Consider the following 26301-nt stretch of genomic DNA (forward strand, 5'->3'; position numbering starts at 1 on the left):
CTTCTCAAGCCTAACAGAACACGCTCAGCCTGCCGGGAGCACCGCGTCGAACACCGGGCCGTCGACGCAGACCAGCGGCCCCTCGACGGCGGGATCCGTAGCCACCGGCGCGGCGCATCCGTGGCAGTAGCCGAGGCCGCAGGCCATGTGGGCCTCCAGCGAGACCTGCACCGGCACCCCCCACTCGGCGCCGAGTTCGGCGGCCAGGCGGGCGAGCACACCGGCGCCGCAGACCAGGATCACGTCGGGCGGGGCCCCGGCGAAGAGCCCGCGCAGGCGTTCGCCGAGCGCCGCGAGCGCACTCGAGCCGTCGTCGTCGGTGACGGGGATGACCGTGGCACCGAGTTCGGCGCAATCGGCCGACCCGATCAGGTTGGCCCGTGACCGTCCGCTGAGCACGACCGTGGCGTCGATGCCGAGCCGGGCGGCGTCTTCGACCGAGCCCATGATGGCGCAGACGCCGACCCCGCGGCCGATCATCAGGGCCGTGCGGGCGGGCCGCGGGCCGGCGGCATCCGGGCCGGCAGCATCCGGAAACTCGAAGCCGCGGCCCAGCGGGCCGGTGACCAGGAGGCGCTCCCCCACGCCCACGTCGACGAGCGCGGTGGTGCCGCGGCCGGCCACGCCGTAGATCACCTCCACGGTGCCCTGCTCAGGGTGCCGCCGGTGGATGGCCATCGGCCGGGGGAGCAGGATGCGCTCCCCCAGCGCCGGCGGCACGGTGATCATCAGGAACTGTCCGGCCAGGGCGGTCGTCGCAATGGTGGCGCTGGCCAGCACGAGCCGGCGGTACCGCTCCCCCACGACCTCGTGCACGAGAACGGCGGCGTCGTCCCAGACCGGGTCGGGCCGGGGCATCCGTTCGGGCGGGCGCACCGCGATGAGACCGGCGAGCGCGGCCTCGTCGGCGGCGGCGAAGGCCTGTTGGCGGCGCAGGACGGCGAGGCGTTCCGCGACTGTCGCGGTTGTACCGGTCATCAGGCTCTCCACAGTTCGATCAGTTCGGCGATGTCAGCCGCGGCGGCGCCCTCACAGCGCTCCTGCAGCGCGCGGATGATTTCGACCATGGCGAACGGGCGTCCGAAGCTGGCCGTGCCGACCTGCACCGCGCGGGCGCCGACCGAGAAGTAGTCGAGGGCGTCGTCGGCTGTTTCGATGCCGCCGCAGGCGATCACCGGGATGTCGACCGCCCGGGCGGCCAGCCAGACCAGCCGCAGCACGACGGGTCGGATGTTTGGTCCGGACAGGCCGCCGATGACGTTGCCGAGGACGGGGCTGCGGGTGTCGGCCGTGAGCGGCAGCGCGGGGATGGAGTTGGCCACGCAGACGGCGTCGGCGCCGGCCGCCTCGGCTGCCTGGGCGCAGTCCGCGATCGAGGAGACGAGCACGGGCAGCTTGACGATCAGGGGTTTGTCGGTCTCGCGCCGGACGGCCTGCACGACCGTCCCGATGGCGTCGGGGTCGGAGCCGATGTCGGTGCCGTGGCGGTCGAGGTTCGGACAGGAGACGTTGAGCTCGTAGGCGTCGCCCGCGCCCCGCAGGCCGCGCACGACGGGGGCGTATTCGCCGGGCCGGTGGCCGCCGACGCTGACGATCACGGGCACGCCGAGCGCGAGGTAGAGCGGATGCTGCGCCGCGAGGTAGCCGGCGGCGCCGCGACTCGGGATGCCGACGCTGTTGACCATCCCGGCCCGGAGCTCGGTCAGGCGATGCGCCGCGTTGCCGCCGCGCGGGGTGCCGAACACGGTCTTGGTGACGACGGCGCCGAGCTCGGCGACGGGGATCAGTCGGCCGAGCGCGGGCCCGAAGCAGCCCGAGGCAGGCATGACCGGGTTGGCGAGGGTGAGGCTGCCGATTCGCACCGAGAGGTTGACCGCCTCGAAGGCGCGGCGGGCGTCGAAGAAGGCGCGGCGCGCATCCGTCGGGGGCATAGGGGGTGCGATGGTCATGGTGCCTGCTTCCGCGGGTGGTTCACGGTCGGGCGACGGATGCCGCGAGCCGGCCGTTCTCGGCCTCGGCCTTCAGAGAGGCGTGCGTGGGTGCCTCGGGAACGTGGGCCGGGCGGTTCGCGGCCAGCTCCTTGCGGAGCACAGGCACCACCTCGCCGCCGAGGATGTCGAGCTGCTCGAGCACGGTCTTCAGCGGCAGTCCGGCGTGGTCCATCAGGAACAGCTGGCGCTGGTAGTCGCCGAAGTAGTCGCGCATGCCGGCGTAGCGGTCGATGATCTGCTGCGGGCTGCCGACGGTCAGGGGCGTCCGCTCGGTGAACTCCTCGAGGCTCGGGCCGTGGCCGTAGACCGGGGCGTTGTCGAAGTAGGGCCGGAATTCGTCGACCGCTTCCTGCGAGTTCGTGCGCATGAAGACCTGGCCGCCGAGGCCCACGATGGCCTGGTCGGCGCGGCCGTGGCCGTAGTGCTCGAACCGGGCCCGGTAGAGGCCGATCAGCTGGAGGTAGTGCTCCCGGGGCCAGAAGATGTTGTTGGCGAAGAAGCCGTCCCCGTAGAACGCGGCCTGCTCGGCGATCTCCGGGCTGCGGATGCTGGCGTGCCAGACGAAGGGCGGCACCCCGTCGAGGGGACGCGGCGTCGACTGGAACCCCTGCAACGGGGTGCGGAACTGGCCCTCCCAGTCCACGACGTCCTCGCGCCAGAGCCGGCGCAGCAGGGCATAGTTCTCCAGCGCGAGCGGGATGCCCTGGCGGACATCCTGGCCGAACCACGGGTAGACCGGGCCGGTGTTGCCGCGGCCGAGCATCAAGTCGACTCGACCGTCGGAGAGGTGCTGCAGCATGGCGAAGTCCTCGGCGATCTTGACCGGGTCGTTCGTCGTGATCAGGGTCGTGGCCGTGGAGAGGATGATGTGCTCGGTCTTCGCGGCGATGTAGCCGAGCATCGTCGTCGGAGAGGACGGCACGAACGGCGGGTTGTGGTGCTCGCCGGCCGCGAAGACGTCGAGTCCGACCTCTTCGGCCTTCCGGGCGATGGCGACCATGGCGGTGATGCGCTCGTGCTCGGTGGGGGTGCGGCCGGTCGTGGGGTTGGCCGTGAGGTCACCCACGGTGAAGATCCCGAATTGCATGTGCAGCCTCCCACTCGCGCGGCGCGCAGAGACGAGTCTATTCGCTGGCCCGCCTCACGGAGCCGGCCAGGCGGTCGAGCGAATGCTGGATGGCAACCGCCGCGGCCCCACGGGCCCAGGAAGAGACCCCACTGTCGTCGACGACGATCGTCAGCGGCGTCGCCGCCGGGTCGCGGTCGGCTCGGGCAGCGGCGATGACGTCCTCGGATGCCTGCGCCCACAGTCCGATCCCCTCGCCGGAGAGCACGATCGTGTCAAGCATCCCGATATTGGCAATCACCGCGATCAACCGGCCCAGGGCGCGGCCGGTGGCGGTGACGACGGATGCCGCAGCTCGGTTCCCCTCCACCGCCAGCCGGAGCACCTCGTCGTAGCCGACCTCGCGGCCGAGGGCCACGCTGACCTGGGCGGACACGCTCTGGCTCGTGAGCATGGCCTGCGAGCAGCCGCGGTGTCCCTCGGGGCAGAGTGGCCCGTTTGGGTCGAGCGGGATGTGCCCGCCGAGGCCCAGGCCGCTGTCGACCGTCACGATCACCCGGTCATGGACGACCAGTCCGTAGCCGACGCCGACGCCGACGGTCAGAACCGCGAAGGTCGGGGCACCCCGGACCGCTCCGAACCACTGTTCCGCGGAGGTGAGCGCGACGACGTCGTTCTCGATCGTGACTGGGATTCCCAGCAGGTGCTCGAGCTGCGCGGCCAGGTCCACGTCGTGCCAGCCCAGGAAGGGCGCCCGGGTCACGACCCGGGCGCCGGTGACGTGCCCGCCCACGCAGACGCCGAGCCCGGACAGGCCGTCCGGGCCGCCGAGCTCGCGCACGACTTCCTCGATCCTCGCCACGACGTGTTCGACCGCGTGGCCGGCCAGCAGCCGCCGGGCCGAGCCCAGTTGGTTGGCACGCAGGTCGGTGAGCACCCCGAATACGTCGTCGCCGGCGAGCTTCACCCCGACGAATCGGCTGGCATCCACCCGCACGTCCAGCGGACGGGCCGGACGCCCGACCGTTCCGTCGGGCTCTTCGCTGGCCTCGACGAAGAGGCCCCGGTCGAGGAACGGCTTGCTCAGCCGGGTGAGGCTGGCCGGCGACAGTCCGAGACGACGGCCGAGGTCGCCGCGAGAAATCGGGCCGTGGATGAGCACGGCGCGCGCGAGTTCCCGGGAGGTCTCGCTCACCGTCGACGGTGTATCCGTGGTCATATCCGCTCCCCGAGGTGCTATTTGTTCCATAATGGCATGAATGGGCTGCCTCCGATGGAATTTTGGCCCCTCAATGGCACAGAATTCTGGAGTTGACGTCCTATTCTTTTTGCCGTAGAAAGATTCTAGCAGTGACATGACGGCCTAAGGAGCCCCGCAATGACGGATACGACGACGTACCAGACCCCCTCCCGGCGACGGCATCGGGGGCGGAAGTTCGGCACGCTGGAGCGATCCGTGGCACTCCTCCTGGTCGGAATGCTCGGCCTCGGCGCCCTCAGCGGCTGCGTCCCGGGCGAGACGGACGTCGTCACCCTCGATTTCTTCCAGTTCAAATCCGAGGCCATCGCTGACTTCGATGGCATCATCGCCGATTTCGAGGCCGAGAACCCCGGCATCCGGGTGACGCAGAACGCCGTCCCCGACGCGGACACCGCCATCCGCACCCTGCTGGTCAAAGACAAGGTGCCCGATGTGATCAGCCTGAACGGATCGGGCAACTTCGGCCAGCTCGCACGGGCGGGCGTCTTCCACGACTTCACCGGCGACCCCATTCTCGACCAGATCAACCCGGCCGTGCAGGACATCGTCGGAGCCCTCGGCTCCCACGAGAACGAGGTGAACGCCCTCGGCTTCGTGAACAACGGCAACGGCGTGCTCTACAACCGCGACATCTTCGCCGCGCAAGGCATCGAGATCCCCACCACCTGGGACGAACTGATCGCCGCCTGCGACGCCCTCCAGGCGGCCGGAATCGCCCCGTTCTACGGCACCGCGGCCGACGCTTGGACGGTGCAATCCCCGCTGAACGGTCTCGGCGCCCAGCTCGGCGGCGACGACTTTTTCCCCGACCTCCGCGCGGAGGGTGCGGAGGTCGGTCCCGACTCGGCCGTCTCGTTCGCGAAGAACTACGACGAGACGTTCGAGAAGCTGCAGACACTGTATTCCTACGCGCAGGACGGCTACCTCGGCCGCACCTACGAAGACGGCAACCTGGCCTTCGCGAACGGGGAATCGGCCATGCTGATGCAGGGGATCTGGGCACTCAGCCCGATCCTGGCCAACAACCCCGACATCAGCGTCGGCGGTTTCCCCTACCCCGTGACGGATGACCCGGCCGACATCGAGCTCGTCTCCGGTGTCGACGTGGCCATCGCCATCGGCCGTGATACGCCGCACCTCGCCGAGGCGCAGCTGTTCGTGGACTTCCTTTTCCAGAAGGAGGTGCTCAACTCCTTCGCAGCCTCTCAGAACATGTTTTCGACGGCCCGTGACGCGGCCGAGAACACCAACCCGGCCCTGGCGGAACTGCAACCGTACTTCCAGGCCGGCCAGATCACCGGCTTCATCGATCACCAGATCCCGGCGAGCATCCCGCTCGGGCCGATCGTGCAGCAGTTCCTGACGGACACGAACAGCGCGAACGCGCTGGCCACACTCGACAACGAGTGGCGCAAGGTCGCGTCACGCACCACCTCGACCCGAAGCGGAGACTAACAATGGCTACTCCCGTCCTGACCCGGCCACGGCCGGAGCGCACGCCCCGAGGATCCCGGCCGAGCACCGTGCGACGTCGCGTCGGCGCCACCCCGCGCGCCTTCTACTGGATGGTCGTCCCCGCGGTCGCCGTCTTCGCGCTGCTGCATACCGTCCCGGTGCTCATCGGCGTCTTTTTCTCCTTCACCAACTACGCCGGCTTCGGCTCGTGGGACTTCGTCGGGTTCGGCAACTTCCTCGCCCTGTTCCAGGATGACCGGGTGCTGAAGGCCTACGGATTCACCTTCGGGTTCGCCATCGTCGCCACCATCCTCACCAACGTGATCTCTCTGGCCATCGCGGTCGGGCTCAACGCGAAGATCGCGTTCCAGTCCACCTTCCGCGGCATCTTCTTCATCCCCTACGTGCTCGCGATCCTGGTCGTCGGCTACGTCTTCCAGTATTTCTTCGCCAACTCGCTGCCCCGGATCCTGTCGAACGTCCCGGTGTTCCGTGACAACATCCTGACCAACCCGGACTGGGCGTGGACGGCCATCGTCGCCCTCGCCGTCTGGCAGGCCTGCGCGTTCGCGATCATCCTCTATCTGGCCGGGCTGCAAACGATTCCTCAGGAGCTCTACGAGGCATCCGCCATCGACGGCGCCACGCCGGGACGGCAGTTCCGGTCGATCACGTTCCCCATGATCAGCGCCTTCTTCACCATCAACATGGTGCTCAGCCTGAAGGGGTTCCTGCAGACCTTCGACCACATCGTCGCCCTCACCGCCGGGGGGCCGGGAACCTCGACCGAATCGATCACCCTGCTCATCTTCCGGGGCGGCTTCCAGGGCGGCGAGTTCGCCTACCAGTCCGCCAACGCGGTCCTGTTCGTCGTCGTCATCATGCTCGTCTCGTTCCTGCAGTTCCGAATTCTCCAGCGCAAGGAGGCCGACTTCTAATGGCTATCACCATCGACTCCCCCGCCACAGTCGAACCCGTGTCCCTCCGCATCGAGCGGGACCCGCGTGGAGTCCGGCGTATCACCGGCAACCGCACCCGGATCAACTGGTGGGCCACGGCGCTGATCGCGATCTGCGCGATCACCGTGCTCGTGCCGCTCTATTTCGCGGTGATCACCGCGCTGAAGACCCCCGACCAGCTCGGCGGCACCGGATTCGAACTGCCCACCGGTTTCCACTGGCAGAACTTCGTCGACGCCTGGACGCTGACCCGGTTCCCGCAGGCGCTGCTGAACACGGCCCTGATCACCGTCGGCGCCGTCGTGCTCACCCTGTTGACGAACTCGCTGGTGGCCTATGCCATCGCCCGCAACCTGCACAAGCCGTTCTTCAAGGGCGTCTACTTCTACCTGCTGTCCGCGATCTTCATCCCGTTCCCGATCATCATGCTCCCGGTTGTGAAGGAGACGGCCCTGTTCGGCCTCGACAACCAGGTCGGGCTGATCCTGCTCTACGCGGTGTTCGGGCTCTCCCTCAACGTCTTCATCTACGTCGCGTTCATCAAGTCGATCCCGATCGAGCTTGAGGAGGCGGCCTACACCGACGGGGCGACCACCTGGCGGGTGTACTGGCAGATCATCTTCCCACTGCTGACCCCGATGAACGCGACCGTCGGCATCCTCACCTGCGTCTGGGCGTGGAACGACTTCATCCTGCCGCTCGTCGTGCTCTCCGACCCGGCGGCGCGCACCCTGCAGCTTTCCCAGTTCGTGTTCCAGGGCCAGTTCAACACCAACTACTCGGCCGCGTTCGCCTCGTACCTGATGGCCATGGCCCCGCTGCTGATTGTGTACATTTTTGCCCAGCGCTGGGTCATCTCCGGCGTGATGAGAGGATCGATCAAATGACAAACACCGCACCGACGGCCTCCCCTGAGACCGGCGCCCCCTGGTGGGCCAGCGCCATCGTCTACCAGGTGTACCCGCGCAGCTTCGCGGACTCCGACGGTGACGGGATCGGCGACCTCGGCGGCATCCGTTCGAAGCTCGACTACCTCACCGAACTCGGTGTCGACGCGGTCTGGCTGTCCCCCGTCTACCCGTCGCCGCAGCACGACAACGGCTACGACATCAGCGACTACCAGGACATCGAACCGGTCTTCGGCAGCCTGGCGGAGTTCGATTTGCTGCTGGCCGAGGCTCATGAGCGCGGCCTCAAGATCGTGATGGACCTGGTGGTGAACCACACCAGCGACGAGCACGCCTGGTTCCGGGAATCCCGCTCGTCGCTGACGAATCCGAAGCGCGACTGGTACTGGTGGCGCAAGCCGCGGGCCGACGGCGGCCCGCCGAACGGCTGGGGCAGCGCCTTCAGCGGCCCGGCCTGGACCCTCGATCCGGCGACCGGCGAGTACTACCTGCACCTGTTCGCGAAGCAGCAGCCCGACCTCAACTGGGAGAACCCCGAGGTGCGACAGGCGGTCTACCTGATGATGAACTGGTGGCTGGACCGCGGCGTCGACGGCTTCCGGATGGACGTGATCAACTTCATCGCCAAGCAGGTCGAGCTGATCGACGGGCCGACTCCGGCCACCGGAGGCGGCTCCCCGATGGGTGCGCAGATCCACGAGTTCCTGCAGGAGATGCACCGAGAGGTCTTCGACGGGCGCGAAGGCCGGCACCTCACCGTCGGCGAGATGCCCGGTGTGAGCACCGCCGACGCCCGGCTGTTCACCGACCCGGCCCGGCGCGAGGTCGACATGATATTCCAATTCGAGCATGTAGGCCTGGACCAGGGTGAGCACAAGTTCGACGTGCTCCCCCGCAGCCTGCCGGCACTGAAGCAGAGCCTGTCCCGCTGGCAGGACGGCCTCGCCGCCACCGGCTGGAACAGCCTCTATCTGAACAACCACGACCAACCCCGACTGGTGTCCCGTTTCGGCAACGACACCGAGTACCGCTACGAGTCGGCGACGCTCTGGGCGCTGGTGCTCCACCTACATCGCGGCACGCCCTACATCTACCAGGGCGAGGAGATCGGCATGACCAACGTGCGGTTCGACACCATCGACGATTACCGCGACCTCGAGTCCCTCAACCACTACCGCGAGGCCGTGGACGAGTTCGACCTGGACCCGGGCACCGTGCTTGCCGGCGTGCAGACCATGGGCCGCGACAACGCGCGCACCCCCATGCAGTGGGATTCCTCGCCGCAGGCCGGCTTCACCGCCGGCACGCCGTGGCTGGCCGTGAACCCGAACAGCACTCATCTCAACGTGGCCGCCGACCTCGCGGGCGAGCGGAGCGTGTTCCGCTTTTACCAGCACCTGATCAGACTGCGGCACGCCAACGGGACGGTCGCCCTCGGCGACTTCACCCTCCTCGAACCCGACCACGAGGCGCTCTACGCCTTCACCCGCACCCAGGGTGACGAGACGCTGCTCGTCGTCGCGAACGCATCCGATGCCCCGCTCACCGACCCGCTTTCGATGGACGTCTCCGGCGCGGAATTGGTTCTGTCCAACTACCCGGTCAGGGTGGATGCCGCCGCACCGGCCGCGATCACGGTGCTGCGCCCGTGGGAGGCGCGCCTCTACCGGCTGTAGGTTGCCTCGGCCCGCCGGGGCCGAGGGTCCTCACGGCGCACCAGCTTGAACGCCGTGAGGATGAGGCCGCCGATCACTCCGAGTACGGCGCCGCTCCCGTTTGCGACCAGATCGCGCACATCCGGGACCCGGGTCGGCAGGAACTGCTGGATGAACTCGATCGATCCCGTGAGCAGGACGGCGACGACGATCGCCAGCCACCACAGCCGGCGTCCGAACAGGAGTAACAGGAACACACCGATCGGGATGAACATGGCGATGTTGGCCGCGAATTCGACCCGCCCGTAGGTGATCCAGTCGGTGGCGTCGTGCCGGTCGAAGAATCGAAGCGCCCGCAGCAGCAGCTCGTTGTTGCCACTGTCGAGCGGCTGCGGCCCGAGGGTCACCCAGCCCACGGACGCCAGGTAGGCGAGCGTGACCAGGGACAGGACGGGATGGCGATGCAGCATGGCTCCATCCTCCCCGATCGTTGCTGGGGGTCCACCCGGTGCGCCGTCCCCGAACGGCGACAATGGGGCTATTGCTTGCCCAGGGCAGCCTTTTCCTCGGCGATGAGCTCGTCGCGGAGGGTGTCGTCGAAAACGCGTTTGGCCTCGATCCCGACCACGGAGTGGCGACGGCCGTAGAGGAAGTACACGGCGATTCCGATGGCGAGCCACACCGCGAAGCGCACCCAGGTGAGCGTCGTCAGGTTGAGCATCAGCCAGAAGCAGAGCGCCGCAGACAGGATCGGCAGGAAGGGAGAGAAGGGCACCTTGAAGGCTCGGGGCAGGTCGGGGCGCTTCTTGCGCAGCACGACCACGGCGATGCTGACCAGCACGAAGGCCGACAGCGTGCCAATGTTGATCATTTCCTCGAGCACGCCCACGTCGGTGAAGCCGGCGATCAGGGCGACCGCGGCGCCGGAGATGATCTGCACCCGGGCGGGCGTTCCGCGCTTGGACGAGGTGACGCTCAGACCGCGGGGCAGCAGGCCATCCCGGCTCATGGCGAAGAGCACGCGGGAGAGGCCGAGGAGCAGCACCATGATCACGGTGGTCAGCCCCACGAGGATGCCGACCGAGATGACCTGGGCGGCCCAGCCCGCGCCGACCGAGATGAACGCCGTCGCGAGCGAGGCGTTGGGGTCGTCGGCGAGGACCGTGTAGGGAACCATGCCGGTGAGCACGAGGCTGACGCCGAGGTACAGCACCGTCACGATGGCCAGACCGGCGAAGATGCCGCGCGGCAGGGTCTTCTGCGGGTTCTTGACCTCTTCCGCGCTGGTGGCGACCACATCGAAGCCGATGAACGCGAAGAAGACGAGCGAGGCACCGGCGAGCAGGCCGAACAGCCCGTACTGGGCCGGCTGAGCGCCGGTCATGAACGAGAAGAGGGACTGCATCCAGACATCGCCGTCGCCGCCCGTGGACGGCACGGCCTCGGGAATGAACGGCGTGTAGTTCTTCGGGTTGATGAAGAAGGCGCCCACAACGATCACGAACAGCACGATCGCGACTTTGAGGATGGTGAAGATGCTGGCGACGCGCGCCGACAGCTTGGTGCCCAGCACCAGCAGGGTGGTGAAGACGGCGACGATGACGAACGCACCCCAACTGACCTGCAGACCGAAGACCGGGATCGTGGCCGGGACATCCCAGTTCCAGAGTGCGAAGACCTCGCTCAGGTAGATCCCCCAGTACTTCGCGATCACGGCCGCGGCGGTGAGCATCTCAAGGATCAGGTCCCAGCCGATGATCCAGGCGAGCAGCTCGCCGAGGGTCGCGTACGTGAAGGTGTACGCCGAACCGGCCACCGGGACCGCCGAGGCGAATTCCGCGTAACACATGATGGCCAGGGCGCAGGTGATCGCGGCGAGCAGGAACGCCAGGGTGACGGATGGCCCGGCGTAGCTTCCGGCCGCTTTCGCACCGACCGAGAAGATTCCGGCGCCGACGGCGACCGCGACTCCCATGATCATGAGGTCCCAGGTGCCCAGCGTGCGCTTGAGGCTGTGGCCCTTCTCGAGGGAGTCGGCCATGGAGGCTTCGATACTCTTGGTGCGCCAGACGCTCATAACTGGGTGCTTCCGTTCCGTTGGGTACCGGTCAATGTTAGGCCCCCGCCGGGTTTTCCCGCCCCGGCCGTCCGACTGCCCGGAGCGCCGAGTCCGTCGAGTCCGCTCGCCGGCGGTGACCCCGCCCCGAACGAATTCGACGGAGATTTTGCCGAAATCGTGCCCGATTGCGCTGATAGAACGGTATTCCATGAGAATCTCCGTCGAATTCGTTGGGGCGTCACGCAGCCGGAGGATCGGCCCTCCCTCGCCTAGCATTGAGCGGTGCCCACCGACCTCCGCCACTCCCCAGGGGCCCGGGTCGGCCTGTCGATCGCCGTGGCCACCGGGCTCTACGGCCTCTCGTTCGGCGCCCTCGCGGTCTCGTCGGGACTCGACGTCTGGCAGACGTCGGCGCTGAGCCTGCTCCTCTTCTCCGGGGGATCCCAGTTCGCCTTCATCGGGGTGATCGCCGGCGGCGGCAGCGGTGCGGCGGCCGCCGGCGCGGCGGCGCTCCTCGGCATCCGTAACGGGGTGTACGGGATGCAGCTGAATGCCCTGCTGCACCCTCGTGGCTGGCGCCGCTTCGCCGCCGCCCACGTCACCATCGACGAGTCACTCGCCACGAGCACCGGGCAGACCGTGCTCCTCGAGCAGAAACGGGGGTTCTGGGTGGCCGGCCTGGGCATCTTCGTGCTCTGGAACGTGTTCACCCTGATCGGAGCGCTCGCGGGCGACGCCTTGGGTGACCCGAAGCAGTGGGGCCTCGACGGGGCAGCGGTCGCGGCGTTCCTCGGGCTGCTCTGGCCACGGCTGCGGTCGAGGGAGGCCGGGGCGATCGCCGTGGCCTGCGCCCTCGCCACCATGCTGGCCGTGCCGTTCGTGCCGCCGGGCGTGCCGATCCTGGTTGCGGCCGTCGTTGCCGGGGCCATCGGCTGGTTCGGGTTTCGGCACGGGCCCGACGGTGAGGGGCTCGAACCCGACTTGGACCCCTATCCCGCGCCGCAGGGCCGGCCCGGGCCGACGGATGCGCAGGCGACCCGATGAGCGTCTGGGTCTGGATCCTGGTGGCCTGCGCGGCGGCATTCGTCACGAAGCTGCTCGGCTATCTCGTGCCGCGGAAGTTGCTCGCCAACGCGCGCATCGCCCGCGTCGCCGGCACTCTGACGATCGGCCTGCTGGCCTCCCTGACGGTGGCGAACACCGTGGCCACCGGCCAGGAGCTGGTCGTCGACGCCCGGCTCGGCGCCCTCGTCGCCGCGGCGATCGCGCTCTGGCTCAAAGCCCCGTTCCTGGTGGTGGTCATCGTGGGCGCCGCCGCGGCCGCGGGACTGCGGCTCCTGGGTGCGGCCTAGGGTCGCCCACGCTCACCTGTTGCCCGTTCGGACAACTGTTGCCGGCACACCGGCAACGGATGTCCGATCCGGCAACGATTGCGGGCCGGGCCGGGCCGGGCCGGGCCGCCGGTGGCGGTAGGGTTTTCGGAACGGCTAGCTGCCGACCACGTTTTTCAATGTTGAAGAAATGAGTGTGTGATGAGCGGAAAATACGAGCTCTACGCAGAACGATCCGGCGGATATCAGTTTCGGCTGAAGGCCAACAACGGCGAAGTGATCGCGACCTCCGAGAGCTACCATTCCAAGGCGGAGGCCCTCAAGGGCATCGAGGCGCTGAAGACCCACGTCAAGTCGCACGTGGTCGACATGACGGAACCGGACGCCTGAGCCGAGTTCGCGTCCGGCGTCGAACCAATTCGACGGAGATTCTCCTGGAAACAGGGTATTTCCACGGTTGTGAGCCCGTTTCGGGCAAAATCTCCGTCGAATTCGTTCGGGGCGGAGGTCTCGCTGTGCGACAACCGCCCCGGAGCGCCTAGCCGGCCCTGAGCAGTGCGGCGGCGAGGTGCTCGCCGATCAGGAGCTGAGCAGCGAGCAGTTCCAGCGTGCGCTCACGACCGGGTGAGGTGGCCATGTCGGCGCCCGTGTGAGCGGAGGCGATCGGCTGCAGCATGACCTCGTCGACCCCGAACTGCGCCGCGAGGGCACGGATGCGCGCGGCTGCGGCGACGGGTTCGTCGATGATCCAGGCGGCCGTCATCCGTTCGACCATCTCGAGCAGCGCCGGCGCCATCGGCGCGGCGGCGGCCTCTTCGACCGTTGCGAGCGGGCCGAGCGGAAGGCCCGATCGCAGCCGCGCCATCTGCTGCATCTGAGGCAGCGCGAGGGCGAGGGCTTCGCCTCTGGTGTCGGCGACCGACACGTTCAGGGTGAGGATCGTGCGCGGCGCGTCGAGGGTCTCGCTGGGTGTGAACCCGCGGCGGTACAGCTCGAGGGCCGCCGTGGTGCCGTCGCCGGCGAAGTGGTTGGCGAACACGTAGGGCATGCCCTGCCGGGCGGCGAGCCGGGCCGAGTAGTCGCTGGAGCCGAGCAGCCAGATTTCGGGTATCCCCGTGGCGGCCGGTGTCGCGTGCAGGGTGTACTCCCGGCCGGAGGTGAGGCTGAGCGACGCCCCGTCGGGGTGTAACAGCGCCGCGATGTCGGCGATGTTGCGCGGGAACGCGTCGACCTCGCTGACGGCTCCGCTCGAGCGCAGCAGCGCGGTGATCATCGGGTCGCTGCCGGGCGCCCGGCCCAGTCCCAGGTCGATGCGGCCGGGGTACGCGGCCTCGAGGATGCCGAACTGCTCGGCGATCACCAGCGGTGAGTGGTTCGGCAGCATGACACCCCCGGCGCCGACCCGGATGCGTTCGGTCTGGGCCGCGAGGATGCCGATCAGCACGGGCGGGTTCGTCGACGCGACCGCCTGCATGTTGTGGTGCTCCGCCACCCAGTAGCGGGTGTAACCGAGCCGGTCCGCGCTCCGGGCGAGGTGCACGGCTGCCGCGATTGCGTGTGCGGAGCTCTGCGAGGTGCGGACGGGGATCAGATCGAGCACGGAGAGGCTCAGCGGGGAGGTAGACATCGTTGGTGGAAACCGCGCCGGGCCCGAGGATATTCCCGCATTCCGCACCCCCGGACAAACGAAACGGGCCGCCACCCGAAAGGTGACGACCCGTTTGTAAGAAGATCGCGGTGTCTTCGAAAAGTGCCTTAGCGGCGCAGTCCGAGGCTGCCGATCAGCGTGCGGTACCGAGTGATGTCGACATCCGACAGGTAACCGAGCAGACGACGGCGCTGACCAACCATGAGAAGCAGGCCACGACGCGAGTGGTGGTCGTGCTTGTGCTCTTTCAGGTGCTCCGTGAGGTCCAGGATGCGCTGCGTGAGCATTGCAATCTGAACTTCGGGGGACCCGGTGTCGCCTGGGTGGGTAGCGTACTTTTCGATGATCGCCTTCTTTGCATTAGCTTCGAGTGCCATAGATGGGATCCCCTTTCTCTCACTGCGCGGTGCCCGGGGCCGAATGCCTGGGCTCTCTTGATCCGCGGCCGTCAAACGGCAACCGTCCGAGTTTAGCAGAGTCCGGATGGTTAGAAGATGCGGGCGGCGATCTCGGCCGGGGCGGCGAGCAACCCCTCGATCTCGTCGTCGAGGCGCACCAGGGTGAGGGATGCTCCCGCCATGTCCAGCGAGGTGCAGTACTCGCCGACGTAGCTGCGGCCCACGGTGATCCCCCGCGCGGCGAGCTGCTCGTGCGCCCGCCCGAACAGAATGTAGAGCTCGCTGATCGGGGTGCCGCCGAGGCCGTTGATCATCAGGGCCACCCGATCCCCCGACACGTACGGCAGGTCACTCACGACCGCGTCGAGCATCTCGTCGGTCATTTCGTTCGCGGTGGTCAGCTTCGCGCGGCGCCGGCCCGGTTCACCATGGATGCCCACGCCCACCTCAATCTCATCCTCCCCCAGTTCGAACAGGGGCGATCCCTTCGAGGGCGGGGTGCAGGAGGTGAGCGCGATTCCCATGGTGCGGGTGACGCTGTCCACCTTCTCGCCGATCCGCACGCACTCCTCGAGGTCGGCGCCGGCCTCGGCCGCCGCCCCAACGGCCTTCATCACGAAGAAATTGCCCGCCACGCCGCGGCGCCCCACGGTGTAGGTGGAGTCCTGCACGGCGACGTCATCGTCGATGAACAGGGTCTTCACGGTGATGCCGTCGGCCTCGGCCATCTCCTGGGCCATCTCGAACGCCATCCGGTCGCCGGTGTAGTTGTTGACCAGCAGCAGCACCCCCTTCGGCGACGCCAGGAGTTTGGTGGTCTCGTAGACGTAGTCCATGGGCGGCGCGGCGAAGACGTCACCCGGGCACGCGGCATCCAGCATGCCCCGGCCCACCGTCATGACGTGCGCCGGCTCGTGGCCGGACCCGGATCCTTGGATGATCGAGACCCGATTCGGGCTGGGGCTGTCGGACCGCATGATCAGGTTGTACTCCGGCACGTAGCGCAGCGTGTCGGGGTTCGCGGCGGCGATGCCCTTGAGCATGTCGGGCACGAACTGCTTCGGGTCGTTGACGAATTTCTTCATGGTTCCCTCCTCCTGGTGCCGTTGATGGTTGTGAGTCAGAGGTCGTCGCGCGAGGACCATTCCCGGCTGAGACGCTCCAGGATGACCGCCACGGCGACCGCTCCGGGATCGGGCGAGCCGATGCTGCGTTCCCCGGTGTAGCTGGCCCGGCCGCGACGGGCCTGCAGCATGCTCGTGGCATCCGCGCTCAATCGTGCGACCACGGCGATCCTGGCGAGGATGGCCTCCGGGTCGCTGCCGGCGGCGACCTCGGCTTCGAGCGCATCCGTGGCCGGCACGAGGGCGTCAAGCAGGGTTTTGTCGCCGAGGTCGGCCTTGCCGCGGGCCTTGATCCCGTCGGCGGCGGCCCGGAGCATCGCCACCACGTCGGTGCCGCTCAGTTCCTCTTTGCCCGACACCGCCGCGGCCGAGCGCAGAAATGCGGTGCCCCAGAGGGGACCGGAGGTGCCGCCGATACGCCCGGAGATGACCAGCGCCACCTTCTTCAGGAAGGCCGAGGGGCTGGAGCGGTCGAAGCCGTCCCAGTCGGCGAGCACGATCTCGAACCCGCGGGCCAGGGAGAACCCAAAGTCGCCGTCACCGACGACGGCGTCGAGGTCCCCGAATTCCCGCTCGTTGTCGACGGCCGTGCGGGCAATACTGTGAACGACGAATTCGGTGTCGGACAGTGCTGAGCGGGTCATCGGTTCTCCAGATCGGGGGCAGTGAGATCGGGGGCAGTGAGGTCGGGGGCAGGAGTGGTCAGGATGGCGACGAAATCGGGCAGGTCGACGAAGAATTCCGGCTCCAGACCCAGCGTGTCGACGAGCGTCACGGTGGTGGGGCCGCCGGGGTCCCCCAGCGAGGACACCACCAGGGATGCCCCGGTGAAGTCCTCGTCCGCGGTGTAACCGCTGACCGTGATGACGGTGCGGAGCCCCGCGGCGAGCGCCGACCGGAGGCCGTTCGCGCTGTCTTCGACGACCACGGCGTCGGCGGGTCCGATCCCGAGTTCACGCAGGGCGTGCAGGTAGATGTCCGGGGCCGGCTTCTTCCGGTCGACGATGTCGCCGGCGAAGACTTGGAACTGCGCGGCCAACTCGGGCCCGACCGCGTGCGTGAGCACGGCGCGCACGGATTCCTCCGCCGAGGTCGAAGCCACGGCGAGGGTCCAGCCGGCAGCCTCGGCCTGGGCGACGAGGCGACGGATGCCCGGGCGGGCCGGCAGCGCGCCGCTCGCCACCCGCTCGGTGTAGATCGCGGTCTTTCGCCGGTGCCAGCGGGCGACGGCCTCGTCGAGGGCCACGGGGTCGCCCTGCGGCAGACCGAGCGCGGTCGCGACCTCCGGGGTGAGGATGCTGCGCATCCGTTCCTTGCCTCCCCCGATCTTCACTCTCAGGGCATAATCGGAGTCGCTCCACTGCACGGGCACCGAGAATTCCTCGAAGGTCTGGTTGAACGCCGGCAGGTGGCCGTCGCGTTCGGTGTCGGCCAGTACGCCGTCGCAGTCGAAGATAATCGCCGGCATGGCCTCACGCCTTCCCCGCGCTGCCGAATCGCACGGCCAGGTCGCGGGTGAGTGCGACGACGTCGCCGCGCACCTGACCGAACAGCGACGGCGGGTCCCAGGTGTCCCGGGCCTCCGCCTCTTTCAGGAAGGCGAGGCTCGACTGCATGAACGTCATCTTCAGCGCGGTGGAGATGTTGACCTTGGCGCAGCCGCGCCCGATCAGGTCGGTGAACTGGGCCGGGCTGAGGCCGCTGCCGCCGTGCAGGGCGATTGGGATCGGGTGCGCGGCCACCAGATCGGTGACCCGGTCGAAGTCGAGCACCGGCTCACGCTTGTACACGCCGTGAGCGTTGCCGATCGCGGGAGCGAAGACATCCACCCCGGTGGCCTCGATGAACCGCAGCGAGATCTCCAGGCTCTGTCGCGCGGAGGGCGCCTCCGAGCCGATCCCGTCTTCCACCCCGGTGATCGACTCGATCTCGCCCTCCACATGCGCGCCGAAACCGCGAGCCTCGGCGACGACCTCGATGGTCTGCCGCTGGTTCTCCGCCACGGGCAGAACGGAGGCGTCGAAGAGCACCGAGTTCCAACCCTGGCGCAGGCATTCGGTGATCACGGCCCGGTCGGGACAGTGGTCGAGGTGCAGCACCACGGGCACCTCGATGCCGGCGGTCATCGCCTCCCACGTGGCGAACAGCACCCTCGACCCGATGGTCTTCACGGTTTTGACGGATGTCTGCACGATCACCGGGGAGCGCGCCTCGACCGCCCCCGCGAGAACGGCCTCCATGGTCAAGTCGTTCACGACATTGATCGCGGGCACGCCGTAACGTTCGGCGAATGCCCGGTCGACGACGGACTTCAGCGTTGAGATCGCCACCTGTGCCTCCCCGGTCAGATGCCGCTCATCGTAGGCTGGCGGCCCGACGCCGACAATGCCCGAAGCCGACAACCCGACGCCGACACTGGGTTTCGGCCTACGCGGTCTGCGCCGGCTTCGCGGGCTGGGACGGACTCACGGGTGTCGGCCGGTGCCGGAGGGAGAACTTCTCCCGCTGGGTGATCGACTGGTCCGGCCCATCCCAGACCTTGATCATCGCCCAGCCCACGGCCACGATCGGCACGGCGAGCACGGCCCCGGCGATGCCGCCGAGGATGGTGCCCCCGGTCAACGCGACGAGGATCACGAGCGGATGCAGCCTCAACGATCCCGCCATCACCACAGGGTTGAGCAGATCGCCCTCGAGCTGGTTGACCACGATCACGATGGCCACGACGATCAGCGCCACGAGCGGCCCGTTGGCCACCAGCGCCACGAGGGCAGCCAGGATGCCCGCGATGGTCGCCCCGATCAGGGGGATGAACGCGGTCAGGAACACGATCACGGCCAGCGGCAGCGCCAGCGGAACCTGTAGGACGGCCAGCCCGATTCCGATCAGAACGGCGTCGAACAGGGCGATGATCGCCGTTCCCCGCACGTACTGGCCGAGGACCACCGGGGTGGCGTCGCCGATCCGGTGCGCGCGCTCGAGGTTCTCACCGTGCAGGAAACGCAGGAAGAAGGTCCAGATCTGGCCGCCGTCCTTCAGGAAGAAGAACAGGATCACCAGCACGAGCAGGGCTCCGGTGACCAGTTCCACCGCGGCGGACACACCGGCGAGCGCGCCCGTGCCGAATTGCGCGCTCGTGACGAAGCCCACGACCGCATCACGCACCGCGTTGAACTGCTCCGAGTCCAACGCGATCGGCCCCTCGACCAGCAGCCCCTGCAGTTCATCGAGCCCGTCGCCGGCTGCCGCCACCAGTTCACCCCACTGGTTGCGCACCGCGACGACGATGAGCGTGATGATGCCGCCGAGGATGAGCGCCCCTGCCAGCAGGGTGATCCAGGTCGCGAGGATCCTCGGGAGGCCGCGCTTGCGCAGCCAGCCGACCAGCGGTGCCAGCGCCGACGCCAGGATGAGCGCCACGAGGACGGGGATCACCACAAGCTTCACCTGCACCAGCGCGTAGACGGCGCCGGCGGCCAGCACGACCACGACGATGATCTGGGCAGAGCGGATGGCCCACCGGCCCAGCCGGCTGGTCAGCAGGGTCTGCAGGGACGGGTGCGAGGGGTCGTCGGTGCGCATGCTGCCACCATAGGCACCTGTGCCACCCGGGTAAACGGCTGCCCGGCCGAGAGCCTCCCGACCGATTGGGCGGCGGCACCCCCCGGCCCGGCGTCGGACCACTTCGACGGAGATTCGCCGGCGGCCTCGACGCCGTCACCTTCACCAGCGCGCCGACCGTGGCGGCACTGTTCGGCGCCTTCAGAGACACCGTCGTGGCCGCGGCGGTGGGTCCGGTGACGGCGGCCCCACTCGTGGCCCCCGGCATCCGCCCGCTCACGCCGGAAGGCTACCGATGGGTTATCGCATCGACGTCCGAGGCGTCTCAGGTTCGGCAGGTTCGGCCGGCGCAGCCTGAATCGGCTCGCCCTGAATCGGCCCGGCCTGAATCGGCTCGCCCTGAATCGGCTCGCCCTGAATCGGCTCGGCCTGAATCGGCTCGGCCTGAATCGGCCCGGACAGCTCCACCTGAGCGCCATCGTCCGACTCCGCACGGGCGTGCTCCACCGGATGCTTGCGACGCCAGAGCTTCCAGCGGCGTTGCTCCCCCTCGGAGAGGGCAGCGGTGATCCGCTCGTCCATCTGGTCGCCGAAGTGGTCGTCGAAATTCTCTTCCAGGTGGTCGGTCACGTTCTTCCGGATCCGCCGGGACAGTTCGTCCCGGCGTTGACGGCGTTCGAGGCGAACCAGCACCTGATGCTCCTCCTGGAACGCCTTGTAGGTGGCGACGCACATGCCGATCATCACCACGCTGACCGGGATGGCGGTCAGGATGGCTCCGGTCTGCAGCGCCGCGAGCCCGCCGGCCAGCAGCAACGCGATCGCGACGAGTCCGCTGAGACCCGCCCAGAGGATGCGGCTCCACTTGGGCGGGTTGGTGTCGCCGCCGGAAGCGAGCATATCGATGACGAGCGACCCGGAGTCGGCCGAGGTGATGAAGAAGATGGCCACCACGATCACGGCGAGCACCGAGAGCACGCCGCCGAAGGGCAGTCCGGAGAGGAAGTCGAAGAGCACGTTCTCGGCGATGATGCCGACTGCCGGGTCGAACAGTCCGCCGCCGTCGCCGCCGAAGGCCTGCTTGATGGCGCTGCCGCCCATGACCGCGAACCAGGCGAAGGTCACCAGGGTCGGCACCAGCAGAACGCCGGCCACGAACTCGCGCACCGTGCGCCCGCGGGAGATCCGGGCGATGAAGACGCCGACGAACGGCGCCCACGAAATCCACCAGCCCCAGTAGAAGACGGTCCAGGCACCCTGCCAGTCGAGGCCGGTCTGGCCGGTGAAGGAACCGGCATCGAACGTGAGTCCGACGACGCCCTGCAGATAGCCGCCGATCGATTCGACGAACACGCGAAACAGGTAGAGCGTGGGGCCGAGGAGCAGCACCGCGACCAGGAGGAGCCCGGCCATGCCGAGGTTGATGTTCGAGAGCCACTTGATGCCCCGGCCCACGCCACTGACGACGGAGGCGGTGGCGATCGCCGTGATGATAACGATGAGCACGACGAGCAGGGTATTGTCGACCGCGCCGACGACGCCCAAGTGGCGCAGGCCTGCCGCGATCTGCTTGACGCCCAGGCCGAGGGACGTGGCCACGCCGAAGAGCGTGCCGACGATCGCGATCACGTCGATGGCATCGCCGAGGCGCCCGCGCACTCGGTCGCCGAGGAGCGGTTCCAGGGCCCAGCGGATGGAGACGGGGCGTCCCTTGCGGTGGATGGCGTAGGCCAGCGACAGTCCGACGACGGCGTAGATGGCCCAGGCGTGGAAACCCCAGTGCAGGAACGTCTGCGACATGGCCGCGGCGGCGAGCTCCTGGCTGCTGCCCGTGACGCCGGGCTTGGGGTTGGTGAAGTGGGTGAGTGGCTCGGCCGTGCCCCAGAAGACGAGGCCGATGCCCATGCCGGCGGCGAAGAGCATCGAGAACCACGACATCAGCCCGAACTCGGGCACGTCGTCGTCCTGGCCGAGCTTGATGTCACCGAATCGACTCATGCCCATCCAGGTGGCGAAGACCACGAACGCGGCGACGATCAAGATGTAATACGGGCCCAGGCCGGCCACGACCCAGCCCTGCAGCAGGGCAAGGGTGTCGCCCGTGCCGGTGGGGAAGACGATGGCAACCACGACGACGAGCAGGATGATGATCAGGGCCGGGAAGAAGACCCGCGGGGCAGGCACAAGCCTGCCGCGGACACGGTGGCGGGAATCGTCCGGGGTTCGATCGTCGGGGCGGCTTGGTGAGGAGAGTGGTGTCACGAAGTGCTTTCTGGATCGGGAGCATGGACCGTCGCCATCAGGGTCGTGCGGGCGCGGAGCGGAGGTCGTGTCAGCACCTCGTCGACGAGGCCTGCAGCGGGGCCGGGCCCGGTTCCAGAGCGGAAGGGGATGCCGGTGCGAATCGTCCATTCTAGCTCATCTTCGCCGACTGTGCGATGCCGGTACTCCTCTGCCTGCTGGTCAGGCCTCGCCGGCTCCGGCGTGCCCTTGGATCACAGCGGCCGCCTGCTGCAGGACGGTCTCCGTTCCGGCGTAGATTCCCTCCGCGCGTGGCCAGTGGCTGATCACGTCGGTGAAGCCGAGTTCGGCCGCTCGGCCGACGGCATCCTCGAAGGCTCCGATGCTCTGCAGGGAGTAGCCGCCACCGCTGTCGAGCGAGAGGTACCGGTCGATGGTGGCCGGGTCGCGGCCCGCGGCGAACGCCGTGTCCTCGAGCCGGCGCGTCAGGCCGGCCACCGTTGCCCACCAGTCCGCGCCCACGGCGCCGTCCGCTCCCGTCGTCACCCAACCGGCCCCGAACGTCGTGACCAGGCGCAGCCCCTTGGGCCCATTTGCGGCGATGACGAACGGAACCCGCGGCTCCTGGGCCGGCGTGCCGACCATACGCGCGCCGACCGCGGTCGCCCACTCCCCCGCAAAGCTGATGCCGCCGCTGCCCGGTTGCTCGTGGCGCAGCAGCCGGTCGAGGGCCGAGACGAAGGCGGCGAAGCGCTCGGACCGCTGCCTCGGGGAGTAGTCGGGCTGTCCGAGCACGGAGGCGTCGAACCCGGTGCCGCCCGAGCCGACCCCGAGCAGAAACCGCCCGCCGGCGATGTCGTCGAGGGTGGCGATCTCCTTGGCGAAGGTCACCGGATGCCGGAAGTTCGGTGACGAAACGAAGGTACCCAGTCGGATCCGGGAGGTGACGACCGCCGCGGCGGTCAGAGTCGGGATGGTCGCGTGCCAGGGCTGGTCGGCCAGCGACCGCCAGGACAGGTGGTCATAGGTCCAGGCGTGGTCGAAGCCGAGCCGCTCCGCGCCCTGCCAGCGGCGGCGGGCCTGGGGCCACGAGTCTTGCGGGAGGATGACGATTCCGAAGCGCATGCTGAGAGTCTACGAAAGGCCCGTCGCCGGCACCTTTTCGCCCGGCCTGAGCAGTGCTATTAATGGTGCTCGACCGGCGTTCGTTCCCCCTCGGGCAGCCGGTCAACGGCTGTACACCAGACCCCCGTGGCGGCACCCGGCCCACGTTCCGGATGCCGCCGCGGGCCTCCCCCACTCGGGTTCCCGGTGCCGGCCCGCGGCCCGGTCGGGGGTTTTCTGTGGTGCAGGTGCGCGTCAGGTGCCACACTCGACCCATGACAGGCTCATCGGACGGCTTCTCCCGGTGCACGATCGTGCCGCCGTACCTGCTGGTGCGGCTGGCCCGGGTCGACGATCCCCGGCTCGCGGCTGCGGCCGAGGCAGCCAGACGCTCCCTGATGCGGGACGTGCCGATCCGGGAACTGCGCGCGGCGGCGCATCCGTCACCACCGTCGGCTGCCCGCCCGGGTGTGCGCGGCGGGGCGCCGCCGGTGCGCGGTCGGCTCGACCGGGCCGTGTCGGATGCCGGTGGCCTGGAGCGCCTGCCGGGCCGGCTGGTCCGCCGCGAGGGCCAGCCCGAGGGGGCCGACCCTGCCGTGAACGAGGCCTGGGCGGGGCTCGGAGACACCCATTCCCTGTTCTGGAACGCGTTCGAACGCGACTCGATCGACGACCGCGGGCTGACGCTGGAGGCAACCGTGCACTACGGCCGCAACTACGACAACGCGTTCTGGGACGGCGAGCGCATGGTGTTCGGCGATGGCGACGGCCAGGTCTTCAACCGCTTCACCTCGTCGCTGACGGTGATCGGGCACGAACTCACCCACGGGGTGACCCAGTTCACCGCCAACCTCGCCTACGAGGGGCAGTCGGGCGCGATCAACGAATCTCTGTCAGACGTGTTCGGCTCCCTGGTGGAGCAGCGGTCGTTGGGCCAGTCCGCCGCCGAGGCCGGCTGGCTGATCGGCGAGGGACTCTTCACCGACCAGGTGCAGGGGGTCGCGCTGCGCTCGCTGAAGGCTCCGGGCACCGCCTACAACGACGACGTGCTCGGCAAGGACCCGCAACCCGCCGACATGGCCGGCTACATCGAAACCGAGGACGACAACGGCGGAGTGCACCTGAACTCCGGCATTCCGAACCGGGCGTTCTACCTCGTGGCCACCGCTCTCGGCGGTAACGCCTGGGAAACGGCCGGCCAGATCTGGTTCGACACCCTCACCTCGGGCACGCTCGGCCGCACCGTGGACTTCGCCGGGTTCGCCCGGGCGACCTCCCGGGCCGCGGTCACGCGCCACGGAGCCGGGTCCCGCGAACACGAGGCCGTGATCGCCGGCTGGAGCGCCGTCGGCCTCGGCGGCGGGCTCGGCGCCGGCTCCCGGGCCTGGTCCGACATCGCGGCGGGGACCGGGACCGCCTCCGGCCACGTCGCCGTCGATCCTGTGCCCCGGCCGGAGTAGCATCGGCCTCATGAAGGTCGTCGTCTCGCGCAGCGGTGGCTTTGCCGGCATCCGCACCACCTGGGAGGTGCAGGTGGACGAACAACCCGACCGGTCCACCTGGGCGGAAATGCTCTCCGGGCTCCCCTGGGACGAGGTGTCCGAGACCGCACCGCAGCCGGACCGGTACGTATACCGCATCCGCTGCGCACCCCACGAGGTCGTGCTCGGCGAACAGCAGGTCCATGGGCCGTGGCAAGAACTTATTGACCGGGTCAGAGGCGTGAACGAGGGCCACTGACCCGTATTCCGTCGTGTGCGGCTGAGAATCCCCTGTTAGAGTGTCCCTAATAAGGGGGCCTCCATCGCAAATCTGCCGGCTGTTAAATCTTCACGTACATTCTTTCACTCGACGGCACTGAACCGTTCGATTGTCCTGGCCCTCGGCCTCCTCCTTTCAGCCTTCGTCCTGACCGCGTCGCCTCTGGTTGCGGCTTCTGCCGCTCCGGTCGACGGCACCGTCGATCAGTGCAACGATGTTGCCGGCGTCGGCGGCGGAACCGGCGCCGTCGAATGCAGCGTCACGGTCGACAACTATCTCAATCTGGCCACCGGCGCGACCAGCTCGACCACGAGCACCATCGTCAGCGTTCACGCGGCGAACACCGAGGTACAGCCCCCCGCAGCGACGGTCGTGAACTCTTCCAAGCTAATCCGCACGATCACCCAGTGCAACGGCTCGATCAACGTCGGAGGCGGCAACACCATCTGCACGGTGACCGTGAACAACCACATCACCGGTGCGACCACGGCATCCCCGGCCACGGTCAACCAATGCGTCGGATCCGGAGCCAGCACGGAACTTGACTGCGTGCCCCTCCAGAACACCACCGACGCGACCGTCACCCAGTGCAATAACGCCGGCAACGGCGGCGGCGCCGATGTGCTCTGCCGGGTGAATCCCTCGGCAACGGTGACGACCGAGGTTCCCATCACCGTTAACCAGTGCAACTACTCCAGCAACGGTGGCGGCTCGACCGTGGAGTGCGCGACCGAGCTCAACACGATCGCGCTTGCGGCCGAGGTCACGCCGACAGAGACACAGACACCCACACCGACGGCAACCCCGACCCCCACCGAGACGGCACTGCCGGCTGCCGCTGACACGGTGACGGCCGCTCCCGAGCTCGCCGCGACCGGCGTCGACTCGGCTCCCTTGCTGGTCTCCGTGGCCGTCGGCACCCTGCTCCTCGGACTCGGCGCGCTCCTCGCGCTGCGACGCACCGTGGTGCGCCCGGCCCATCGGGACTGATCCGGCTCGCTGATCCGGCCGAAAACGCGCCCACCGCCCCTCGGGGAACGGTGGGCGCGTTTTTCGTACCGCCGCCTGCTCGCGCCGCACCGGACCGCGTGGGACTATGGGTCATGGAAACCAACGACCTGTATCCGGTTCAGAACCTCACCGAGGACGAATGCTGGGATCTCCTGATCTCGTCCAGTTTCGGGCGGCTCGCGATGAGCATTTCCAATGAGCCGGACATCTACCCGGTGAACTTCGTCTCCGCAGACGGGCGTCTCGTTTTCCGCACCGCCGAGGGCACGAAGCTCCTCGAGCTCACGGTGAACAACCGCGTCGCCTTCGAGATCGACGGCATCGGCCGCAGCGAGGCATGGAGCGTCGTGGTGCGAGGCGAGGCCCGGGTTCTCGACAAGCAGGCCGAAATCGAGGCCGCGGACCAGCTGCCTCTACGCCCGCTGATCCCGACCCTGAAGTACATCTACGTCGAGATCACGCCGAAAAAGCTCACCGGCCGACGGTTCCAGCTCGGCCCGGAACCTGACCGGTACTAGCAGAATGACTCACGCACCGGACTCCCGCGTCGTCTTGATCACGGGGACCTCCTCCGGCATCGGACTCCATGCCGCCGTCGCCGCCGCACGGGCCGGGCACACGGTGGTGGCCACCATGCGCAAACCTCGAGGGTGCCCGGGCCCTGGCCCTGCGGGACGCGACCGCCGACGCGGAGGTGAGCCTCGACATCCGTCGCCTGGACGTGACTGAGCCTCAGGCTGCAACGGATGCCGTGGCCGGCTGATCACC

At 68.4% G+C, this 26301-nt stretch carries 27 protein-coding genes and 1 pseudogene; 13 read left to right on the forward strand and 15 right to left on the reverse strand.

From position 1 onward, the window contains the following. Positions 1-24: 24 nt before the first annotated feature. Genes E3T28_RS00970 through E3T28_RS00985 form a run of 4 tightly spaced genes read right to left on the reverse strand, consistent with a single transcriptional unit; the run spans position 25 to position 4276 of the window. Complete coding sequence (locus E3T28_RS00970; protein ID WP_198417128.1) at positions 25-978, reverse strand: iron-sulfur cluster-binding protein; 954 nt, start codon at positions 976-978, stop codon at positions 25-27. Beyond that, positions 978-1949, reverse strand: coding sequence for a dihydroorotate dehydrogenase (locus E3T28_RS00975; RefSeq protein WP_134427017.1), 972 nt, complete (start codon positions 1947-1949; stop codon positions 978-980). The genes E3T28_RS00970 and E3T28_RS00975 overlap by 1 nt, the downstream gene beginning before the upstream one ends. A gap of 22 nt (positions 1950-1971) precedes the next feature. Continuing rightward, a complete protein-coding gene (locus tag E3T28_RS00980; RefSeq protein WP_134427019.1) occupies positions 1972-3078 on the reverse strand; it encodes an LLM class flavin-dependent oxidoreductase in 1107 nt (368 codons plus the stop codon). A gap of 37 nt (positions 3079-3115) precedes the next feature. Then, positions 3116-4276: an ROK family transcriptional regulator gene (locus E3T28_RS00985; protein ID WP_134427021.1), complete on the reverse strand. Its 1161-nt coding sequence runs from the start codon at positions 4274-4276 to the stop codon at positions 3116-3118. A 159-nt stretch (positions 4277-4435) separates the two neighbouring features. On the opposite strand from E3T28_RS00985, the gene E3T28_RS00990 reads away from it, so the two are divergent. From E3T28_RS00990 to E3T28_RS01005, 4 genes are read left to right on the forward strand one after another with little or no spacing between them, the layout of a single operon-like run. Continuing rightward, positions 4436-5773, forward strand: a complete 1338-nt coding sequence (locus E3T28_RS00990; RefSeq protein ID WP_166786885.1) for an ABC transporter substrate-binding protein — start codon at positions 4436-4438, stop codon at positions 5771-5773. Between the two features lie 2 nt (positions 5774-5775). Then, entirely contained in the window at positions 5776-6711 is a 936-nt protein-coding gene (locus tag E3T28_RS00995) for a carbohydrate ABC transporter permease (RefSeq protein ID WP_134427022.1), read from the forward strand. Then, a complete protein-coding gene (locus E3T28_RS01000) occupies positions 6711-7619 on the forward strand; it encodes a carbohydrate ABC transporter permease (RefSeq protein WP_134427024.1) in 909 nt (302 codons plus the stop codon). The genes E3T28_RS00995 and E3T28_RS01000 overlap by 1 nt, the downstream gene beginning before the upstream one ends. Then, on the forward strand, positions 7616-9316 hold the full coding sequence (locus E3T28_RS01005) for a glycoside hydrolase family 13 protein (protein WP_134427026.1): 1701 nt from the start codon (positions 7616-7618) through the stop codon (positions 9314-9316). Before E3T28_RS01000 ends, E3T28_RS01005 begins: the two co-directional genes overlap by 4 nt. Here the strand turns inward: E3T28_RS01005 and E3T28_RS01010 are convergent. Together E3T28_RS01010 and E3T28_RS01015 are read right to left on the reverse strand one after the other, a co-directional pair. Further along, a complete protein-coding gene (locus tag E3T28_RS01010) occupies positions 9304-9765 on the reverse strand; it encodes a VanZ family protein (protein ID WP_134427028.1) in 462 nt (153 codons plus the stop codon). The two genes, E3T28_RS01005 and E3T28_RS01010, sit on opposite strands and share 13 nt — an antisense overlap. 68 nt (positions 9766-9833) lie before the next feature. Then, a complete protein-coding gene (locus tag E3T28_RS01015) occupies positions 9834-11372 on the reverse strand; it encodes an amino acid permease (protein WP_134427030.1) in 1539 nt (512 codons plus the stop codon). A gap of 264 nt (positions 11373-11636) precedes the next feature. Here E3T28_RS01015 and E3T28_RS01020 point away from each other — a divergent pair, with 264 nt between their 5' ends. The 3 genes from E3T28_RS01020 to E3T28_RS01030 all read left to right on the forward strand — a co-directional run bounded on the left by E3T28_RS01020 (position 11637) and on the right by E3T28_RS01030 (position 13075). Beyond that, the gene (locus E3T28_RS01020; RefSeq protein WP_134427032.1) at positions 11637-12398 is read left to right on the forward strand and encodes an AzlC family ABC transporter permease; all 762 of its coding nucleotides are present in this window, start codon (positions 11637-11639) and stop codon (positions 12396-12398) included. After that, a complete protein-coding gene (locus E3T28_RS01025; protein ID WP_134427034.1) occupies positions 12395-12706 on the forward strand; it encodes an AzlD domain-containing protein in 312 nt (103 codons plus the stop codon). The genes E3T28_RS01020 and E3T28_RS01025 overlap by 4 nt, the downstream gene beginning before the upstream one ends. 180 nt (positions 12707-12886) lie before the next feature. Continuing rightward, positions 12887-13075: a YegP family protein gene (locus E3T28_RS01030; protein ID WP_134427036.1), complete on the forward strand. Its 189-nt coding sequence runs from the start codon at positions 12887-12889 to the stop codon at positions 13073-13075. Between the two features lie 148 nt (positions 13076-13223). On the opposite strand, the gene E3T28_RS01035 is transcribed toward E3T28_RS01030, so the two are convergent. The 7 genes from E3T28_RS01035 to E3T28_RS01065 form a co-directional block, all read right to left on the reverse strand. Next, positions 13224-14312, reverse strand: coding sequence for an LLM class flavin-dependent oxidoreductase (locus E3T28_RS01035; protein WP_134427038.1), 1089 nt, complete (start codon positions 14310-14312; stop codon positions 13224-13226). A 128-nt stretch (positions 14313-14440) separates the two neighbouring features. Further along, on the reverse strand, positions 14441-14710 hold the full coding sequence (gene rpsO, locus E3T28_RS01040; protein WP_104101100.1) for a 30S ribosomal protein S15: 270 nt from the start codon (positions 14708-14710) through the stop codon (positions 14441-14443). A gap of 110 nt (positions 14711-14820) precedes the next feature. Continuing rightward, on the reverse strand, positions 14821-15816 hold the full coding sequence (dhaK, locus tag E3T28_RS01045; protein WP_134427040.1) for a dihydroxyacetone kinase subunit DhaK: 996 nt from the start codon (positions 15814-15816) through the stop codon (positions 14821-14823). 35 nt (positions 15817-15851) lie between these two features. Next, complete coding sequence (gene dhaL, locus E3T28_RS01050; RefSeq protein WP_134427042.1) at positions 15852-16499, reverse strand: dihydroxyacetone kinase subunit DhaL; 648 nt, start codon at positions 16497-16499, stop codon at positions 15852-15854. After that, the gene (locus E3T28_RS01055; protein ID WP_134427044.1) at positions 16496-17323 is read right to left on the reverse strand and encodes an HAD-IA family hydrolase; all 828 of its coding nucleotides are present in this window, start codon (positions 17321-17323) and stop codon (positions 16496-16498) included. The genes dhaL and E3T28_RS01055 overlap by 4 nt, the downstream gene beginning before the upstream one ends. A gap of 4 nt (positions 17324-17327) precedes the next feature. Further along, complete coding sequence (locus E3T28_RS01060) at positions 17328-18185, reverse strand: class II fructose-bisphosphate aldolase (protein ID WP_134427046.1); 858 nt, start codon at positions 18183-18185, stop codon at positions 17328-17330. A gap of 97 nt (positions 18186-18282) precedes the next feature. Further along, positions 18283-19437: an AI-2E family transporter gene (locus E3T28_RS01065; RefSeq protein WP_134427048.1), complete on the reverse strand. Its 1155-nt coding sequence runs from the start codon at positions 19435-19437 to the stop codon at positions 18283-18285. 158 nt (positions 19438-19595) lie between these two features. On the opposite strand from E3T28_RS01065, the pseudogene E3T28_RS17680 reads away from it, so the two are divergent. Continuing rightward, a pseudogene (locus E3T28_RS17680) lies at positions 19596-19649 on the forward strand (hypothetical protein); the annotation flags it as partial. 67 nt (positions 19650-19716) lie between these two features. On the opposite strand, the gene E3T28_RS01080 reads toward E3T28_RS17680, so the two are convergent. After that, on the reverse strand, positions 19717-21678 hold the full coding sequence (locus E3T28_RS01080) for a BCCT family transporter (RefSeq protein ID WP_241979108.1): 1962 nt from the start codon (positions 21676-21678) through the stop codon (positions 19717-19719). 201 nt (positions 21679-21879) lie between these two features. Beyond that, positions 21880-22782 carry an LLM class flavin-dependent oxidoreductase gene (locus tag E3T28_RS01085; protein WP_134427050.1) on the reverse strand — a complete coding sequence of 301 codons (903 nt, stop codon included), beginning with the start codon at positions 22780-22782 and terminating at the stop codon, positions 21880-21882. Between the two features lie 254 nt (positions 22783-23036). Here E3T28_RS01085 and E3T28_RS01090 point away from each other — a divergent pair, with 254 nt between their 5' ends. The 5 genes from E3T28_RS01090 to E3T28_RS17225 all read left to right on the forward strand — a co-directional run bounded on the left by E3T28_RS01090 (position 23037) and on the right by E3T28_RS17225 (position 26296). Beyond that, complete coding sequence (locus E3T28_RS01090; RefSeq protein WP_134427052.1) at positions 23037-24221, forward strand: M4 family metallopeptidase; 1185 nt, start codon at positions 23037-23039, stop codon at positions 24219-24221. Positions 24222-24231: 10 nt separating this feature from the next. Beyond that, the gene (locus E3T28_RS01095; RefSeq protein WP_134427054.1) at positions 24232-24501 is read left to right on the forward strand and encodes a protealysin inhibitor emfourin; all 270 of its coding nucleotides are present in this window, start codon (positions 24232-24234) and stop codon (positions 24499-24501) included. A 393-nt stretch (positions 24502-24894) separates the two neighbouring features. Continuing rightward, positions 24895-25512, forward strand: coding sequence for a hypothetical protein (locus E3T28_RS01100; protein ID WP_134427056.1), 618 nt, complete (start codon positions 24895-24897; stop codon positions 25510-25512). A 113-nt stretch (positions 25513-25625) separates the two neighbouring features. Next, positions 25626-26051 carry a pyridoxamine 5'-phosphate oxidase family protein gene (locus E3T28_RS01105; RefSeq protein ID WP_134427058.1) on the forward strand — a complete coding sequence of 142 codons (426 nt, stop codon included), beginning with the start codon at positions 25626-25628 and terminating at the stop codon, positions 26049-26051. A gap of 68 nt (positions 26052-26119) precedes the next feature. Next, positions 26120-26296: a hypothetical protein gene (locus E3T28_RS17225; RefSeq protein ID WP_166786883.1), complete on the forward strand. Its 177-nt coding sequence runs from the start codon at positions 26120-26122 to the stop codon at positions 26294-26296. Positions 26297-26301 lie beyond the last annotated feature (5 nt).

The sequence above is a fragment of the Cryobacterium sinapicolor genome (assembly GCF_004403465.1).
GTDB lineage: Bacteria > Actinomycetota > Actinomycetes > Actinomycetales > Microbacteriaceae > Cryobacterium > Cryobacterium sinapicolor.